General features: G+C 73.6%; 17 protein-coding genes. 5 read left to right on the top strand and 12 right to left on the bottom strand.

Translation table 11 applies throughout. The features are described 5' to 3' along the window. The first annotated feature begins 70 nt into the window (after positions 1-70). Positions 71-1,213 carry an AI-2E family transporter gene (locus ACVWW9_RS07660; protein ID WP_456515005.1) on the top strand — a complete coding sequence of 381 codons (1,143 nt, stop codon included), beginning with the start codon at positions 71-73 and terminating at the stop codon, positions 1,211-1,213. 21 nt (positions 1,214-1,234) lie between these two features. Here ACVWW9_RS07660 and rarD read toward each other — a convergent pair whose 3' ends face one another. Further along, entirely contained in the window at positions 1,235-2,149 is a 915-nt protein-coding gene (rarD, locus tag ACVWW9_RS07655; protein ID WP_456515004.1) for an EamA family transporter RarD, read from the bottom strand. A gap of 67 nt (positions 2,150-2,216) precedes the next feature. After that, a complete protein-coding gene (gene groES / locus ACVWW9_RS07650; RefSeq protein ID WP_123697098.1) occupies positions 2,217-2,513 on the bottom strand; it encodes a co-chaperone GroES in 297 nt (98 codons plus the stop codon). A 162-nt stretch (positions 2,514-2,675) separates the two neighbouring features. Here groES and ACVWW9_RS07645 point away from each other — a divergent pair, with 162 nt between their 5' ends. Next, positions 2,676-3,842 (top strand): THUMP-like domain-containing protein, encoded by a 1,167-nt coding sequence (locus ACVWW9_RS07645; protein ID WP_456515003.1) that lies wholly within the window; start codon positions 2,676-2,678, stop codon positions 3,840-3,842. A 78-nt stretch (positions 3,843-3,920) separates the two neighbouring features. Here ACVWW9_RS07645 and ACVWW9_RS07640 read toward each other — a convergent pair whose 3' ends face one another. The 8 genes from ACVWW9_RS07640 to glmS form a co-directional block, all read right to left on the bottom strand. Further along, positions 3,921-4,715: a hypothetical protein gene (locus ACVWW9_RS07640; protein WP_456515002.1), complete on the bottom strand. Its 795-nt coding sequence runs from the start codon at positions 4,713-4,715 to the stop codon at positions 3,921-3,923. 132 nt (positions 4,716-4,847) lie between these two features. Further along, positions 4,848-5,222 (bottom strand): DUF4190 domain-containing protein, encoded by a 375-nt coding sequence (locus ACVWW9_RS07635; RefSeq protein WP_456515001.1) that lies wholly within the window; start codon positions 5,220-5,222, stop codon positions 4,848-4,850. A gap of 94 nt (positions 5,223-5,316) precedes the next feature. Continuing rightward, a complete protein-coding gene (gene tsaD / locus ACVWW9_RS07630) occupies positions 5,317-6,363 on the bottom strand; it encodes a tRNA (adenosine(37)-N6)-threonylcarbamoyltransferase complex transferase subunit TsaD (RefSeq protein WP_456515000.1) in 1,047 nt (348 codons plus the stop codon). After that, complete coding sequence (gene rimI / locus ACVWW9_RS07625) at positions 6,360-6,830, bottom strand: ribosomal protein S18-alanine N-acetyltransferase (protein WP_354256390.1); 471 nt, start codon at positions 6,828-6,830, stop codon at positions 6,360-6,362. The genes tsaD and rimI overlap by 4 nt, the downstream gene beginning before the upstream one ends. Then, positions 6,827-7,393 carry a tRNA (adenosine(37)-N6)-threonylcarbamoyltransferase complex dimerization subunit type 1 TsaB gene (gene tsaB, locus ACVWW9_RS07620; RefSeq protein ID WP_456514999.1) on the bottom strand — a complete coding sequence of 189 codons (567 nt, stop codon included), beginning with the start codon at positions 7,391-7,393 and terminating at the stop codon, positions 6,827-6,829. Before tsaB ends, rimI begins: the two co-directional genes overlap by 4 nt. Continuing rightward, entirely contained in the window at positions 7,390-9,336 is a 1,947-nt protein-coding gene (gene tsaE, locus ACVWW9_RS07615; RefSeq protein ID WP_456514998.1) for a tRNA (adenosine(37)-N6)-threonylcarbamoyltransferase complex ATPase subunit type 1 TsaE, read from the bottom strand. Before tsaE ends, tsaB begins: the two co-directional genes overlap by 4 nt. Beyond that, a complete protein-coding gene (locus tag ACVWW9_RS07610; protein ID WP_354256399.1) occupies positions 9,336-9,701 on the bottom strand; it encodes a holo-ACP synthase in 366 nt (121 codons plus the stop codon). Before ACVWW9_RS07610 ends, tsaE begins: the two co-directional genes overlap by 1 nt. Positions 9,702-9,734: 33 nt before the next feature. Further along, complete coding sequence (gene glmS / locus ACVWW9_RS07605) at positions 9,735-11,582, bottom strand: glutamine--fructose-6-phosphate transaminase (isomerizing) (protein ID WP_456514997.1); 1,848 nt, start codon at positions 11,580-11,582, stop codon at positions 9,735-9,737. A gap of 34 nt (positions 11,583-11,616) precedes the next feature. Between glmS and coaA the strand changes: the two genes are divergently transcribed. Next, complete coding sequence (gene coaA / locus ACVWW9_RS07600; protein WP_245989795.1) at positions 11,617-12,549, top strand: type I pantothenate kinase; 933 nt, start codon at positions 11,617-11,619, stop codon at positions 12,547-12,549. Positions 12,550-13,047: 498 nt separating this feature from the next. Here coaA and ACVWW9_RS07595 read toward each other — a convergent pair whose 3' ends face one another. Further along, a complete protein-coding gene (locus ACVWW9_RS07595; protein WP_123697090.1) occupies positions 13,048-14,001 on the bottom strand; it encodes an EamA family transporter in 954 nt (317 codons plus the stop codon). A 109-nt stretch (positions 14,002-14,110) separates the two neighbouring features. Here ACVWW9_RS07595 and ACVWW9_RS07590 point away from each other — a divergent pair, with 109 nt between their 5' ends. Continuing rightward, complete coding sequence (locus ACVWW9_RS07590) at positions 14,111-14,638, top strand: CGNR zinc finger domain-containing protein (RefSeq protein WP_354261507.1); 528 nt, start codon at positions 14,111-14,113, stop codon at positions 14,636-14,638. Positions 14,639-14,689: 51 nt separating this feature from the next. Beyond that, positions 14,690-16,057, top strand: coding sequence for an APC family permease (locus ACVWW9_RS07585; RefSeq protein WP_456514996.1), 1,368 nt, complete (start codon positions 14,690-14,692; stop codon positions 16,055-16,057). 72 nt (positions 16,058-16,129) lie between these two features. Here the strand turns inward: ACVWW9_RS07585 and glmM are convergent, their stop codons facing one another. After that, entirely contained in the window at positions 16,130-17,482 is a 1,353-nt protein-coding gene (gene glmM / locus ACVWW9_RS07580; RefSeq protein ID WP_456514995.1) for a phosphoglucosamine mutase, read from the bottom strand. Positions 17,483-17,484: the final 2 nt, after the last annotated feature.

Below are 17,484 nucleotides of genomic sequence, written 5' to 3'. Positions count from 1 at the left end.
GGGAGTAGGCGCGTTCGCGCGGATGCCCAGGCGGTCCGCGCTACCGTTGCCGCCACTGCGAGAGGGAGCCATGGGACTGTTCGGCGACAAGGAATCCAGCGGCGACGCCCGCGTGGTCGTGCCGGTGCCGGTCGCGGCGCCGACGGTGTGGGGCGACAGCTTCGGCCGCTTCGCGACCCGCGCGCTGCAGGGCATCATCCTGGTGGTTGCCATCGCGGGCATCGTCTTCGCGATGACGCAGCTGACGCTCGTGACGATCCCCGTGACCATCGCGCTCATCCTGGCATCGGCCTTCGCGCCGGTGATGCGCTGGATGCGTCGCCGCGGCGTGCCGAGCTGGCTCGCGACCACGATCTCGCTCGTCGCGATCGTCGCCGTGCTGAGCGGCGTCGGCTGGCTGATCGTGAACGCCGTGCGCTCGCAGTCTGCCGAGCTCGTGGAGCGCGCGTCCGGCGGCATCGACCGGGTGCTGGAGTGGGTCTCGACCCTGCCGTTCGCGCCCACCCCCGAGCAGATCCAGCAGGCGCGCGAGGCCGTCGTGGGCTTCCTCACGAGCGCCCAGTTCGGCTCCGGCGCCGCCGCCGGCGCCGCCGCCGCCGCGAACTTCCTCACCGGCTTCGCGCTCATGGTGGTCGTGCTCTTCTTCTTCCTCAAGGACGGTCCGCGCATCTGGGAGTTCCTGCTGCGCCCCTTCGAGGGCGAGCGGTACGCGCGCGGCAAGCGCATCGGCGCCAAGACGGTCGAGACGCTCGGCGGCTACGTGCGCGGCACCGCGGTCGTCGCGGCCGTGGACGCCATCGGGATCGGCGTCGTGCTCGCCATCGCGCAGGTGCCGCTCGCGCTGCCGCTCGCGGTGCTCGTCTTCCTGCTCGCCTTCGTGCCGCTCGTGGGCGCGACCATCGCGGGCGCGCTCGCCACGCTCGTCGCGCTCGTCGCCAACGGCCCGGTCGTCGCGCTCGTCGTGCTCGGCGCGGTCGTCGTCGTCAACCAGCTCGAGGGCAACTTCCTGCAGCCCGTCGTCATGGGCAGGTCGCTGCGGCTGCACGCGCTCGTGATCCTCATCGCGCTCACGATCGGCACCGTGCTCGGCGGCATCGTCGGCGCCGTGCTGTCGGTGCCGATCGCGGCCGTCGCGTGGGGCATCGTGCAGGTCTGGGACGGCGACGATCGGCCGGCGCGCATGTTCCGCCAGAAGCGGCCGGAGGTCGCCTAGCCCGAGCGGCGCCCTCTCGCGTCAGGCTGCGCGCGGCCTCGCGCGGTGCCCCCGGATGTGCCGGCCGAGCAGGTCCGCCGACACCAGCACGAGCGACGCCCAGACGAGCGCGAAGCCGATCCAGCGCTCGAGCGGCATCGGCTCGAGCATCACGAACGCGCCGAACAGGAACGAGATGATCGGCGCGAGGTACTGCGTGAACGCCAGGGCCGTCAGGGAGATGCGACGGGCGGCCGACGCGAAGGCGAGCAGCGGGATGGCCGTGACGAGGCCGAGCAGGGCGGTGCCCCAGATGCCGGCGGCACCGTTGGCGCCGACCGTCAGCCCGTGCGCGGCAATGGCGACGCCCATCATGACGAGCGACGCGGGGAGCGCCGCGACCGTCTCGATCGTGAAGCCCGAGAGCGCATCCACCGAGCCGCCGACGCGCTTCTTGATGAGGCCGTAGATGCCGAACGACACCGCGACGGTGAGCCCGATCCACGGCACCTCGCCGTAGCCGATCACCATCACGAGCACGCCGAGCGCCCCGAGGCCGACGGCGACCCACTGCACCGGTCGCAGCCGCTCCCCGAGGAAGAGCACGGCCAGCACGACGCTCACGAGCGGGTTGAGGAAGTAGCCGAGGCTCGTCTCGAGCACGCGGTCGGAGAGCACGCCGAGGAAGAAGGCGGTCCAGTTGACGAGCACCGCGAAGCCGGCGAGCACGAGCGACCCGGTGTCGCGGCGGCTGCGCAGCACGGCGGCGAGGCGGCCCCAGCCGCGCGTCGCCGCGACGAGCGCGAAGGCCACCACGACCGACGCGATCACGCGCCAGCCGATGAGCTCGAAGCCGTCGATGCCGCGGGTCAGCTGCAGGTAGATCGGGACGACGCCCCAGAACGTGTACGCGAAGATCGCGTACCAGAGCCCGGTGGTCGTGCGCGGCTCGCTCATCGCTCCTCCTGGAACGGCGAAGGCGGCGCCCCCACGAGGGGGCGCCGCCGACGGGATCGTCGCTGGGTCAGCGCTCGACGATGGCGAGCACGTCGCGAGCCGAGAGCACGAGGTACTCGTCGGCGCCGAACTTCACCTCGGTGCCGCCGTACTTGGAGTACAGCACCTTGTCGCCGACGGCGACGTCGATCGGAACGCGGTTGCCGTTGTCGTCGATGCGACCGGGGCCCACTGCCACGACCTCGCCCTCCTGGGGCTTCTCCTTGGCGGTGTCAGGGATGACGAGACCGCTCGCGGTCGTCGTCTCTGCCTCGACCTGCTTGATGACGATGCGGTCCTCGAGCGGCTTGATGGAAACCGACACGGTTGCCTCTTTCTTGTCAGACTCTGGGGCGCGTCCGGACGGGCCGGACGCCAGAGCAAGCCTAGGCGGTCGGCTGGCACTCGGTCAACATGAGTGCCAGCGATCCCGCCGCCGGACGCCCTCGCGGGCGGCGCGGCGCCGCGCCGGTGCTTGGATGGAGCGATGGACGCCGAGGAGCTGCGACTGCTGCTGTCGAAGGACGGGCTCGCGCTGCTCGAGCGCGCGGAGGCGCAGCTCGACGACCGCTCGGACGTCGTCCGCGAGGTGTCGCGGCTGCGCGCCGACGGCCACGCGCCGGCGCTCGTCGCCGCGGTGCTGTCGCAGGCGCGGCTGCGTCGCCGGGCGCGGGCGAAGTTCGGCGAGTTCGCCGCCGGGATGCTCTTCACGGAGGCCGGGCTCGAGCAGGCGACCCGCCTCCGCGTCGCCGCGCACCACGCCGGCAGGATGCGCCGGGCGGGCATCGTCTCGGTCGCCGACCTCGGCTGCGGGATCGGGGCGGACGCGCTCGCGTTCGCGACGCTCGGCCTGGAGGTCACCGCCGTCGAGCGCGACGAGGCGACCGCCGCGATCGCCGCGTTCAACCTCGCCGCGTGGCACGCGACCGTGCTCCACGGCGACGCGCTCGAGACGCCGGTCGACGCCGAGGCGCTGTGGTTCGACCCCGCCCGTCGCGACGGCGCACGCCGGCTCAACGACCCCGCGGACTGGTCGCCGGCCCTCGACGCCGTCTTCGCCCGCGCCGGAGCGCAGCCGACCGGCGTCAAGCTCGCGCCCGGCATCGATCGCGCCCTGCTGCCGGCGGATGCCGAGCACCAGTGGGTCACGGACGGCCTGGAGACGGTCGAGGCGGTCGTGTGGACCGGGGCGCTCGCGCGCCCCGGCGTCGCCCGCAGCGCGCTCGTGCTGAGCGACGACGGCGCGGAGGAGCTGACCGGCGAGGCGAGCCATCCGGAGCCGGGCGAGCTCGGCGAGTGGCTCTACGAGCCCGCCGGCGCGGTGATCCGCGCGGAGCTGATCGGCGCGCTCGCCGACCGCCTCGGCGCCACCGGGGTGAGCGACGGCATCGCCTACCTCTCGGCCGACCGCCACGTCGAGACGCCGCTCGCGCAGGCGTTCCGCGTGCGCGAGACGCTCTCCCTCGACGAGCGGCGCATCGCGCAGCGGCTGCGCGAGCTCGGCATCGGCGAGCTCGAGATCAAGAAGCGGGGCGCCGACGTCGACCCGGCCGCGCTGCGCAAGCGGCTCAAGCTCAAGGGCGACGGCCGCGCGACGCTCATCGCGACGCGCGTGGGCGGGCGGCACCGGGCGATCCTGGCCGATCGCCCATGACGCCCATGACACCCGTCACCCCCTGAGCGCGACAGAGCCCGCGACCGTTCGGCCGCGGGCTCCGTCGTGCGTGGGCTGCTACATCTGCCCGATCGCGATGAGGTACGGGATCCAGCTCACCAGCAGGATCACGATCACGACGATCGAGATCACGGTCGCGACGACGCCGGCGAGCGCCGCGATGAGCGGCCACGGCTTCGCCTCGGGGTTCTTCTTCATGGCGACGAAGCCGAGGATCGCGCCGACGATGCCGCCGAGCAGGCCGATGCCGCTCATGAAGGCACCGATGAGGCTGAGGCCCGACACGATGAGCGCGGCGATCGTGATGCCCTTGAGCTTCTTCTGGCCCGGCTGCGCGAAGCCCTGCTGGCCGTAGCCGGCGGCGGGGTCGCTGTAGCCGGTCTGCTGCCCGTAGGCGGGCTGCTGGCCGTACGGCTGCTGGCTGTAGCCCTGCTCGGCGGGCGCCGACGGCTGGGCGTAGGACTGCCCGTAGGCGGGCTGCTGGCCGTAGCCCTGCTCGGCCGGCTGCTGGCCGTAGGACGGCTGCTGGCCGTAGCCCTGGTCGGGCGTCGAGGCCTGGCCGTAGGACGGCTGCTGACCCTGCTGCTGGCCGTAGGCGGGAGCGCTCGAGCCGAAGCCCTGCGCGTCCTGCGACGGCGCCTGGCCGTACGACGGCGCCTGGCCGTAGCTCGGGGCCTGACCGTAGGACGGGGCCGACTGGCCGGCGTCGGGTGCCTGGCCGAACGACGGCGACGGCTGGGCCTGCTGGCCGAAGTCGGCGGCGGGCTGGGCGCTGTCGGCGGAGTCGCCGGCGGCACCCTCCTGGTCGGGTCGACGGAATCGGCCGTCGGCCGGTGGGAACTGGTCGCTCACGGGATCCTCCTTGCGATGCGCGACTGCGCGAGCACCACCGTACCCTGGTCAGGCGCGAGGAATCCTAGATTCCGCCCGGCGATCCGCGCCCCTCGAGGCGCGATCAGGACCGACCCGGCGCTCGGCGCCGCGTCAGAGGCCCGAGGCGGGCAGCTGCTCCACGATCGTGACGATCATCGCGATGCCCGCGACCGTCGCGGCGATGAGCCCCACGAGCGTGACGGCGCCGAGCACGATCGACCAGATCGCGAGCAGCCGGCCGTCGTCGCCCGTGCGCCGGATCTGCGCGAGCGCGATGGCGCCGAGCACGATCGCGGCGATGCTGCCGAGGCCGAGGAAGATCGTCGTCCCGGCCGCAGCGGCGATGATGGCGAGGACCGCGAGCAGGTTGGTCCTGGGTCCGGGATGCGTCGGCGCCGACCACGCCTGCTGCGGGACCGGGGGCCAGGCCGCGGGCTGCTGCGGCGGCGCGCCCCAGCCCTGCTGCTGCCATGCGGTCGCGCTCATGCTGTGCCCCCTCGACGGATCCCGGCTCCCGATCCTGCCAGGCCGGCCTGTGCATCCGCCGCACCCAGCGACGCGCGGGGCTCGCCGCGGGGCGTCAGCGCACCTGCACCGTGCTCGCCTCGAGCGTCGACTCGGCCGCGAAGCCCGCCGAGCTCGGGGCGTCCCCGCGCGCGACGAGCATCGCGCCCACCGCGGCGATCATGGCGCCGTTGTCGGTGCAGAGGTCGAGCGGCGGGATGCGCAGCGCGACGCCGGCGTGGGCGGCCCGCTCCGCGGCGACCTCGCGCAGCCGGCGGTTCGCGACGACGCCACCGCCCAGGAGCAGGCGCGGGATGCCGTGCTCGGCGCACGCGTCGAGCGCCTTCGAGACCAGCACGTCGACGACGGCCTCGCGGAAGCTCGCCGCGACGTCGGCGACCGGGAGCGGCTCGCCCGCTGCCTCGGCGCGCTCGACGTGCCGGGCGACGGCGGTCTTGAGCCCCGAGAACGAGAAGTCCCACCGGTGCCGGTCGCGGTCCTTCGGCGCGGTGAGCCCGCGTGGGAAGCGGATCGCCTCGGCGTCCCCGTCGACGGCGGCCGCGTCGATCGAGGGGCCGCCCGGGTAGGCGAGGCCCAGCAGCCGCGCGGTCTTGTCGAACGCCTCGCCCGCGGCGTCGTCGATCGTCTCCCCCAGCAGCTCGACGTCGCCGGCGAGGTCGCGCACGAGCAGCAGTGACGTGTGGCCGCCGGAGACGAGCAGGGCGATCGTCGGCAGCTCGAGCGGCTCGCCCGAGAGCACGTCTGCGGCGACGTGCCCGACGAGGTGGTTGACGCCGTACAGCGGCAGCTCGCGCGCCGTCGCGAGGCCCTTCGCGGCGCCGATCCCGACCATGAGCGCACCCGCGAGCCCGGGGCCCGCGGTCACCGCGACGGCGTCGATGTCGTCGAGCGTCATCGACGCGTCCGCGAGCGCCGCGCGGATGGTCGGCTCCATCGCCTCGAGGTGCGCGCGGGCGGCGATCTCGGGCACGACGCCGCCGAAGCGCGCGTGCAGGTCCATCGACGACGCGATGCGGTTCGCGAGCAGCTCGGTGCCGCGCACGATGCCGACACCGGTCTCGTCGCAGCTCGTCTCGATGCCGAGCACGACCGGCCCGCTCACGATCGCGTCCGCTTCATCACCACGGCATCCACGTCCTCCGGCTGGTAGTAGCGCGGTCGCACCCCGATCTCGACGAAGCCGGCGGAGGCGTAGAGGCCGCGGGCCACGTCGTTGTCGGCGCGCACCTCGAGGAACAGCTCGCGCACGCCGCGCCGCTCGGCCTCGACGAGCAGCTCGGTGAGCAGCGCCCGGCCGATGCCGCGGCCGCGCGCGTCGTCGGCGACCGCGATCGTCTGCACGTCGCCCTCGACGCCCACGGCGCGCAGGCCCGCGTAGCCGAGCGCGCGTCCCTCGTCGTCGACGGCGAGGATGTAGCGGCCCCACTCGCTCGCGATCTCGGCCTGCATCGTCGCAGGCTCCCAGGCGCTCGCCGGGAAGGCGGCGCGCTCGAGCGCCATGATCGCGTCGAGGTCGGCCTCGCCGGCGGTGCGGATCCGGACGCCGGCGACGGGCTGCGCGCCGCTCACTGGCTCACCCGCTTCGGGCCGGCCGACGGCACCGCATCGGCGTCGCGGAGGTAGAGCGCCTCGGGCACCTCGAGGGCGCCGCGCGCCGCCGCCCGGGCGAGCATGGCGGCGTCGACGGCGTCGGCATCGATCCTCGGTACGAGCGCGTGCTCGCCGGCTGGCGCCGGCACGGCGTCGGCCGGCGCCAGGTGCGGGCCGTCGGCCACGAGCCCGTCGACGACCACGCTCCACGCGCGCTCGCGGCGCCGCACATCCGTCGTCACCTGCGCCGTGCCCTCGGTGATGCCGGCGTGGCTCGCGATGCCGCGGCATGGCACGCCCAGGCCGAGCGCGGCGGCGCGCGCCGCGGCGATGCCGACGCGGAGCCCCGTGAAGGCGCCCGGGCCCATGCCTGCGACGACGAGCGCGATGCGGTCGCGGCGGCCGTCGAGCGCGCGCTCGAGCATGCCGCCCAGGTGCTCGGCGTGCCGGCGCGTGTCGTCGGCCTGCTCGCGGAACACCACGTCGTCGCCGTCGACGACGGCCACCGACGTGCCGAGGGAGGTGTCGATCGCGAGGATCACGCTGCGCTCCCGTCTGCCGTCGAGGTGGCTCTGGTCGAGGTGGCTGCGGCCGGGGCGGCCGAAGCGGATGCTGCGCCGCGCGCGAGCGAGCGGATGCGGGCGGCATCCCAATCCTGCCCGTGCCCGCGCAGGCGCACGAATCGGGGCTCGTGGTCGTCAGCGTCGTCGCCGTCCGCGTCGTCGTCGGCGGCGCCGCGGGCGAGCTCAACGCGCAGCCACGAGTCGAGCGCGTGCTCGAGCGGCGCGCCCCACTCGGCCACGGTGATGGCGCCGTCGAGGTCGAGGTCGAGGTCGTCGAGCTGCGCCTCGTCGCCGGCGCCGCCCTCCTGCAGGCGATAGGCGTCGACGTGCTGCAGGTCGGGGCCCGCGTCGGTGCGGTGGGTGCGCGCGATGACGAACGTGGGGCTCTGCACCGTGCCGTGGGCGCCGAGCGCGCGGCCGATGCCGCGCGTGAGCGTCGTCTTGCCCGCGCCGAGCGGTCCGATGAGCAGCACCGCGTCGCCGGCCCGCAGCGCGCTGCCGATCCGCTCCCCCAGCGCCTCCATCGCGTCGGCGTCGGGCACGACGCCCGCGACCTCGACGGCGACGCGCGGGCCGATCATGCCGGTCAGCTCTGGCGCGGCCGCCAGCTCGAGCGCGACGGGATCGCCGACCTCCGCGAGCTGGTCGCCGATGTCGAGCACGACCTGGTCCATCGCGACGCGGCCGCGGATGGGGTGCGCGACGCCGCCGAGCTCGACCGGCCTGCCGGCAGCGGCGCGCGCGACGCCATCGGCGTAGCCGGCGCCGACGAGCGCGAGCGTCGTCTCGGCCGCCGTGACGTGCTCGCCGCCGTACGAGACGCCGAGCCCGGGCTCGACGCGCTTGACGCCGATGACCTCCGCGAGCAGCCGCCGCGGCTCGCCCTCGAGGTCGAGCTCGAGCACTCGGCGCGGGGCGAGCGCCGGCCCCGCCGCGACGACGCCCGCACCCCGGGCCGCACCGCCCATCCGGGTCACGACCTCGTAGCCGATCGTGCCGGCCGCGGCGGCCCAGGCGTCGGCACTCGGCTCCCCGCGCGCCGGGTCGCCCCAGAGCACGCCGTCGCCGTCGAGCGCCGGCTCGACGCGCAGCTCGCCCGCGCCGACCGCGACGACGCGCGCCGCCTGCCCCTCGACCACGACCGGGGCGCCGAGCGCGGGCAGCAGCCCGTCGTCGAGCCCGACGGGGGCAGAGCCGCCGACGAATGCGGCGCGGACGCGCATCGCGGGCACGAGCCCGAGCACCGCGGCCCCGGCGCCGTCGCCCGCCGCGGGCCCGAGCGGGTCGATGCCGTAGGCGGCCATGCCGATGCGCACCATGTCGAAGCGCGCCTGGGGGATGCCGAGGGCGCCCGCGGAGTTCGCGAGGTGCCGCAGCTCGAGGCCGAGCGGGGCAGCGGCGTCGAGCGCCGCCTCGAAGTCGCGCAGCTGGGCGAGGTCGGCCTCGGCGCTCGTGCCGGCGAGGTGCGACATCGCGCCGCGGATGCGCGCGCCGCCGTCGGCGAGGACGATCGCCCGGCGGATGGCGTCGGCGCGGTCGCCGCGCGCGATGCCATTGCGGCCGAGGCCCGTGTCGAGCTTCAGGTGGATCGTCGCGCCCCCGGCCGCGGCGGCCTCGAGCTGCGCGATCGAGCTGACGGCCACCTCGATGCCGTGCCGCGCGGCGATCCGGAAGTCGACGCCCGGGCCGTGCAGCCACGCGAGCACCGGCGCGTCGATGCCTGCGTCGCGGAGCGCGAGCGCCTCGGCGAGGTCGACGACGCCGAGCATGGCCGCACCGCCGTCGAGCATCGCCCGGGCCGCCACGACCGCCCCGTGCCCGTAGCCCGCCGCCTTCACGACGCCGCAGACGGGCACGCCGACGCGCGCCGCGAGCGTGCGGACGTTCGCCGCGATCGCGGCGCCATCGACCTCGACGAGCATCAGGACTCCGCGATGACCGTCGCGGTCGCGATGCCGGCGTCGTGGCTCATCGAGACGTGCAGGCGCGCGACACCGATCGCCGCGGCGCGCTCGGCCGCGGTGCCGCGCAGCTCGAGCGACGGCTCGCCGCCCGGCCCCTGCACGACGACGAGGTCGATCCAGCGCATGCCCGCGTTCGCGCCGAGGGCCTTCAGGGCGGCCTCCTTCGCCGCGAAGCGCGCGGCGAGCGAGTGCGGGGCGCGCTCCCGGCCGTCGACGACGAGCTCGTCGGGCGCGAAGAGCCGCTCCTTGAGCCGCGGCGTGCGGGTGACGGCGCGCTCGAAGCGGGCGAGGTCGACGATGTCGACGCCCAGCCCGACGATCACGAGCCGACCCCGTGCATCCTCAGCCGATCCGGCTCACTCGACCGTGACCGACTTGGCGAGGTTGCGCGGCTGGTCGACGTCGAGCCCCTTCGCGGTGGCGAGCTCGAGGGCGAAGACGTGCAGCGGCACGACCTGCAGCACCGGCTCGAGCATCGGGAGGGTGAGCGGCACGCGCAGCACGACGTCGGCGTACGGCAGCACGGCCGCGTCGCCGGCCTCGGCGACCGCGATGACGCGAGCGCCGCGAGCGCGGATCTCCTGGATGTTCGACACGATCTTCGAGTGCAGCAGCGGCTCGTTGCGCGGGCTGGGCACGACGACGAAGACGACCTGCCCCGGCTCGATGAGCGCGATCGGGCCGTGCTTCAGCTCGCCGCCGGCGAAGCCCTCCGCGTGGATGTAGCTGATCTCCTTGAGCTTGAGCGCACCCTCGAGCGCCACCGGGTAGCCGACGTGGCGGCCCAGGAACAGCACCGAGCGGGTGTCGCTCATCCAGTGCGCGAGCTCGTGCACCGAGCCCTGGTCGGCGAGCACCTGGCGCAGCTCGTCGGGCAGCTCGCGCATCTCGGCGACGACCTCGGCGATCGCCTCGTCGGTCATGGTGCCGCGCACTTTCGCGAGGTGCAGGCCGAAGAGCAGCTGGCCGATGACCTGCGCGAGGAAGGCCTTCGTCGACGCGACCGCGACCTCTGGGCCGGCGTGCGTGTAGAGCACCGCCTCCGACTCCCGCGGGATGGTGGCGCCCTGCGTGTTGCAGATGGAGAGCGTGCGGGCGCCGCGCGATGCGGCGTGCTGGACCGCCATCTTCGTGTCCATGGTCTCGCCCGACTGCGAGATCGAGATGACGAGCGTGCGCTCGTCGAGGAACGGGTCGCGGTAGCGGAACTCGTGCGCGAGGTCGACCTCGACCGGGATGCGCGCCCACGTCTCGATCGCGTACTTGCCGACCAGGCCGGAGTAGGCCGCGGTGCCGCACGCGACGATGACGATGCGGTCGATGCCGCGCAGCACCTCGGCGTCGAGCACGCCGAGCTCGCCGAGGTCGACGCCGTGGTCGGTGAGGCGGCCGCGCATGGTGTTCTCGACCGCCTCGGGGCCCTCCGAGACCTCCTTGGCCATGAACGACGACCAGCCGCCCTTGTCGGCGGCCGACGCATCCCAGTCGACGTCGAAGCGCTTGGCCTCCGACGGGTTGCCCTCGAAGTCGATGACGGTCGCGCTGTCGTCGGTGATGGTGACGATCTGGTCGTTGTCGAGCGCCGCGGCGTGCGGCGTGAACTTCACGAACGCGCTCACGTCACTGCCGAGGAAGTGCTCGCCCTCGCCGTAGCCGACGAGCAGCGGGGAGTTGTGCGAGGCGCCGACGACGACGCCCGGCTGCTCTGCATGCATCGCGAGCAGCGTGAACTGCCCCTCGAGCCGCCCGACGGTGCGCTGCATCGCCGTGGTGAGGTCGCCGGTGTCGCGGTAGGCGCGGCCGAGCAGCTTCGCCGCGGCCTCGGTGTCGGTCTCGCTCGAGAACGTCTCGCCCGCGGCCTCGAGCTCGGCGCGCAGCGCGGCGAAGTTCTCGATGATGCCGTTGTGGATGAGCGAGAGCCTGCCCTCGTCGCCGAGGTGGGGGTGGGCGTTCTCGTCGGTCGGGCCGCCGTGGGTCGCCCAGCGCGTGTGGCCGATGCCGGTCGTCGAGGCGGGCAGCGGCGCGTCCTCGAGGCTCGAGCGCAGCACGGCGAGCTTGCCGCCCTTCTTGCGCAGCGCGATCCCGTCGCCGTCGATCACCGACACGCCTGCGCTGTCGTAGCCGCGGTACTCCAGCCGGCTCAGCCCCTCGAGGAGCACCTCGACCGTGCCGCGATCACCGGTGTAGCCCACGATTCCGCACATGGACCCGATCCTAGCGGCGGTAGGCTCGCCACCGATGTCGCACCCGATCCAGTCGCCGTTCGTCGAGATCGAGCGTGCCGATTGGGCACGCCTCGCGCCCCGCATGCCGAACCCCCTCACCGAGGAGGAGGTGCGACGGCTCCGGGGCACCGGCGACCGGCTCGAGCTGCGAGAGGTCGCCGAGGTCTACCTGCCGCTCTCGCGGCTCGTCAGCCTCTACCAGGAGTCGGCCTCGCGGCTCCACCGGGAGACGACCTCGTTCCTCGGCGCGACCGCCCAGCCCACCCCCTTCGTCATCGGCGTGGCCGGCTCGGTCGCGGTCGGCAAGTCCACCACCGCGCGCCTGCTCAAGGAGCTGCTGCGGCGCTGGGAGGGCTCGCCCAAGGTCGACCTGCTGACGACCGACGGCTTCCTGCACCCGAACCGGGTGCTCGAGGAGCGCGGCCTCATGCAGCGGAAGGGCTTCCCGGAGTCGTACGACCGGCGGGCGCTGCTCGGCTTCGTCTCGCGCGTGAAGTCGGGCGAGGCCGAGGTGCGGGCGCCCGTGTACTCGCACCTCACCTACGACATCGTGCCGGGCGAGGAGGTCGTGGTGCGCCGCCCCGACATCCTCATCGTCGAGGGCCTCAACGTGCTGCAGCCGCCGCCCTCCGGCTCGCACCTCGCGGTCTCGGACCTGTTCGACTTCTCGATCTTCGTGGACGCGCGCACGAGCGCGATCCGCGAGTGGTACGTCGACCGCTTCTTCGCGCTCAAGGCGAGCGCCTTCCAGGACCCGCAGTCGTACTTCCACCGGTTCGCCGACATGTCGGACGCGAAGGCGCGCGCCTACTCGCAGGACGTCTGGGACTCCATCAACGGCCCGAACCTCGTCGAGCACATCCTGCCGACGCGGCCGCGCGCCGACCTCGTGCTGCGGAAGGCCGACGACCACACGATCCGCAGCGTGCTCCTCCGCAAGGTCTGAGTCGCCGCCTCCCGTCCCCGAGTGGTCACTCCCGCACCTGACTGGTCACTCCGGCACCTGACTGGTCACCCCGGCACCTGACTGGTCACCCCCAGACCTGACTGGGCCCTCTGGAATGTGAGTGGTCACTACCGCACCTGAGTGGTCACTCCCGGATGTGAGTGGTCACTCCCGCGCGCGAGTGGTCACTCCGGGAGGTGAGTGGTCACTCCCCGCGTGAGTGGCGCCTCCCGAGTTCGAGACGATCGGCCGGGATGCCGTGACACACCCACCGGGAGCATCACTCACCCACCGCACCGGTCCACCCACTTTCCCGGATGGGTTCCGGCGGTCCACACATCCGAGACCGGCGGGTGCACGTGCCATTCACCCACCGGAGCGACCACTCACCCACCGGAGTGACCGCTCACCCACCGGAGTGACCACTCACATGCAGGAGTGACCACTCACAAGCAGGAGTGACCACTCAGATGCGGGGAGTGACCACTCAGGCTGCCGCTACGGGCTCGGGATCCCCTCGACGATCGCCGGGGACCTCGAGGCGCGCGGCCGGTCGATCTGCCCGAGCTTGACGAGCACGACGCCGGCGATGATCGCGGCCGCGCCGACCCACTGCATGCCGCTCGGCAGCAGCGCGAGCAGCAGCGCTGTCCAGAGGATGCCGAACATGGGCTCGGCGTAGCCGACGAAGCTCGCGAGCGTCGCGCCCAGGCGGCGGGCGCCGAGGATGCCGAGCGTGTACGCGGCCGCGGTCGCCACCAGGATCAGCAGCGCCACCGCGACCCACATCGGCACGGTGCTGCCGGCGAGCTCGACGGGGCCGGTCGTGGCGACGAAGGGCAGCAGCCCGGTGGCGGAGGCGATGCCGAGCACGATCGCACCCACCGCGAGCCCGAGGCCCGCGAGCGCGATCGGCGGCAGCTCGGAGTCGGCCTTCGACGCGGCCGCCCAGTAGGCCGCGTTGCCGACCGCGGCGCCGAGCGCGAGCAGCACCCCGACCGGGTGCAGGGCCGTGCCGCCGACGCCCGAGACGAGCGCGAGCCCGACGAGTGCGACGAGCGCTCCCACGATGGTGAGCAGCGCCGGCGCGCGCCGGGTCGCGAGCCACGTCACGGCGACGAGCAGCACCGGTCCGAGGAACTCGATGAGCAGGGCGAGCGCGGGCGAGATGTAGGCGACCGCGCTGAAGAAGGCGAGCTGGCAGAGCGCGACGGCGAGCAGGCCGAGCACGAGCACCTCGCGCCACGAGCGCAGCACCGCGCCCCAGCGACCGCGCAGCAGCCACAGGGTGGGCGCGAGCAGCACGAGCGCGCCGCCCGCGATGCGCACGAGCGTCACCGCGCCGGAGCTCCACCCGGCCTCGAGCAGCGAGGCGGCGAGGATGCCGGAGACGCCGAAGGTGGCGGCGCTCGTGAGCGCGAACGCGAGTCCCAGTGGACGTCGAGGATGCATGGGCCGCTCGCAGGGGTTCCGGGGCTACGATCGTGCTCACCAGGGCGGGCACCGGTCACGGCCGTCGGCCCTGACAGTCGTGAGCCTAACCGAGGGAACACCCGTGTCGATGCCGTACCCCCGCGAGCTCGTGCGGTCGCTCGAGTTCATCGCCGAGGTCTGCAACCGGCGCCGCGACGGACAGCTGCGGACCGCCGCGAGCCTGCGCGAGGTGTGCCTCGAGTGGGGCGTCCCCGGCGTCAGCCGGCTGAGCAGCGCGGATGCGGCGGCGACGTGGGCGTACGTGCCCACCGTCGAGCGCCTGTGGGACGGCGGTCGCGACGAGGTCGCCGCGCTCGTGAACCGCGTCTTCCGCGACACCGGCGCTCGCCCGCAGCTCGTGCGCCACGACGACTACGACTGGCACCTGCACGGGCTGCCGCCCGGCGCGCCGATCGCCGACTCGCTCGTCGTCAACGCCGCGATGGCGATCGTCGACCTCGTCCGCGCCGACGACATGGCGCGCTGCAAGCGCTGCGGCGACGACCGCTGCGACCGGATGTTCCTCGACCAGTCGCGCAACCGCTCGCGCCGGTTCTGCTCGACCACCTGCCAGTCGCGCACCAACGTGGCGGCGTTCCGGGCGAGGCACGCGTAGCGCGATTGCCAGGTATCGGCGTCCAGCGGAGCCGTGCCATCCTTGTCGACCATGGCGACCACCACGACTGACGGGCCGGCTTCCGGGACGAAGCTCAAGCGCGGCATCACGACGCTGCTCCTCTTCTTCTTCATCGTCGGCGACACCCTCGGGGCCGGCATCTACACGCTCGTCGGCAGGATGGCGGGTGACGTCGGCGGCGCGATCTGGATACCGCTCATCCTCGCCCTCGTGCTCGCGCTGCTGACCGCGGGCACCTACGCGGAGCTCATCACGAAGTACCCGCACGCGGGCGGCGCCGCGCGCTTCGCGGAGCGCGCCTTCGACAAGCCGTACGTGACCTTCCTCATCGGCTTCCTCATGCTCTCGTCGGGCATCACGACGTCGGCGGCGCTCGCCAACGCGTTCGCGGGCGACTACCTGCAGGCGCTCGTCCCGGGCATCTCGCCGATCCCCGTCACGCTCGTCTTCATCGCGCTGCTCGTGCTCGTCAACATCCGGGGCGTGCGCGAGTCGCTCATGGCCAACGTCGGGGCGACGCTCATCGAGATGACCGGTCTCATCATCATCATCGCGGTCGCCGCGATCGTGTTCGGCTCCGGCAACGGCGACCCGTCGCGCCTCACCACCTTCGCGGAGGGCGTGCCGCCGCTCACCGGCGCGTTCGCCGCCACGATCACCGCCTTCTTCTCGTTCCTCGGCTTCGAGGCCGCGGCGAACATGGCCGAGGAGGTCAAGGATCCGAGCCGGTCCTACCCGCGCGCGCTCTTCGGCGCGATCCTCACGGCCGCCGTCGTCTACCTGCTCATCGCGGTCGGCGCCGCGATCGTCGTGCCGATCGACCAGCTCGCGACCTCCGAGGGCCCGCTGCTCGAGGTCATCGACGCCTCCGGCCTGGCGTTCCCGCCGTGGCTCTTCGCGATCATCGCGCTCGTCGCGATCGGCAACGGCGCGCTGCTGTTCATGGTGATGGCCTCGCGCGCCACCTACGGCCTCGCCGAGGCGAAGCTGCTGCCGAGGGCGTTCGGCGCCGTGCTCTCCGGCCGCCGCACCCCGTGGGTCGCGATCGTCGTGGTCGGTGCCGTGACGATGGCGATGTCGTTCATCGGCGACGTGGGCACGCTCGCCGACACGACCGTGCTGCTGCTCGTGCTCGTCTTCATCTCGGCGAACGTCTCGGTGCTCGTGCTCAAGAAGGACAAGGTCGCGCACAAGCACTTCACCGCGCCGCGCATCGTCTCGGTGGTCGCGCTCATCGCCTCGATCGCCCTGCTGACGCAGCAGAGCCTGCAGACGTGGCTCATCGCGGGCGCCTACGTCGTCGTCGGCACGATCCTGTTCCTCATCGCCCGCGCCGCCCGCCGCCGCGAGCACCGGCTGGGCACCGGCGAGCCGACCCGCTCCATCCCGCTCGAGTGACGATCGAGGCGGAGGTCCGCTCGGACCTCCGCCTCGATCGGGGTCCGTCGTGGACCGCCGGAGCCGTGCTGGCTAGGCGCTGACGCTCAGCTCGGCCCGCACGAGCGCCGCGAGCTCCTCGGCGATCGTCTGCGCGATGTGGCGCTCCTGCGCCTCGACCATCACGCGCACCATCTTCTCGGTGCCGGAGGGGCGCAGCAGCACGCGTCCGTCGGAGCCGAGCTCGGCCTCCGCCCTCGCGACCGCGTCGGCGATGGGGCGGTTGCCGCGCAGGCCCAGCCGGTCGACGCCGGAGACGTTGACGAGCACCTGCGGGTAGACGGTCATCACCGCGGCGAGCTCTGCGAGCGTCCGCCCGGTCCGCACCATCTCGGCCGCGATCTGCAGGCCGGTGAGGATGCCGTCGCCCGTCGTCGCGTGGTCGGAGAAGATGATGTGCCCGGACTGCTCGCCGCCGAGCGAGAGCCCGTACTCGCCGAGCGCCTCGAGCACGTAGCGGTCGCCGACGGCGGTCTGCACGAGGGCGATGTCGTGCTCGTCCATCGCGACCTTGAGGCCGAGGTTCGACATCACCGTCGCGACGAGCGTGTCCTGCACGAGCAGCCCGCGGCGCTGCTGCGAGACCGCGAGCAGGGCCATGATCTGGTCGCCGTCGACGACACCGCCGTCGGCGTCGATCGCGAGGCAGCGGTCGGCGTCGCCGTCGTGGGCGATGCCGAAGTCGGCGCCCGACGAGCGCACGAGGGCGCGGAGCTGCTCGAGGTGCGTCGAGCCGACCTCGCGGTTGATGTTGACGCCGTCCGGGTCGTTGCCCATGACGGTGACCGTCGCCCCGGCATCCGCGAACGCGCGCGGGCTGACGCCGGCGGCGGCGCCGTGGGCGCAGTCGAGCGCGACGTGCAGGCCGCGAAGGCTCACGTCGAGCGTGCCGAGCAGGTGCACGAGGTAGCGGTCCTCGGCGTCCGAGAAGCGGCGCACCGTGCCGACCTCCGCGCCGATGGGGCGCAGCGGGGTGTCGGTCAGGGCGCGCTCGATCTCGTCCTCGACCGCGTCGGGCAGCTTGCGGCCGCCGCTCGCGAAGAACTTGATGCCGTTGTCGGGCGCCGGGTTGTGCGATGCCGACACCATCACGCCGAAGTCGGCGCGGATGTCGGCAACGAGGTAGGCGGCGGCGGGCGTCGGGATGACGCCGGCGTCCAGCACGTCGACGCCGCTGGACGCGAGTCCCGCCGCGACGGCCGCGGCGATGAACTCGCCGGAGATGCGGGGATCGCGCGCCACGACGGCGACAGGGCGCCGCCCCTCCTGCCGGGCTGTTCGCCCGAGCACGAGTGCGGCGCCCTGTGCCAGCGCCAGCGCCGATTCAGCCGTGATGTCGAGGCCTGCGAGGCCCCGTACTCCATCCGTGCCGAAGAGGCGCGACATCG

This window comes from Agrococcus sp. UYP33 (assembly GCF_054060915.1).
This window is presented reverse-complemented; position numbering and strand designations above follow the sequence as displayed.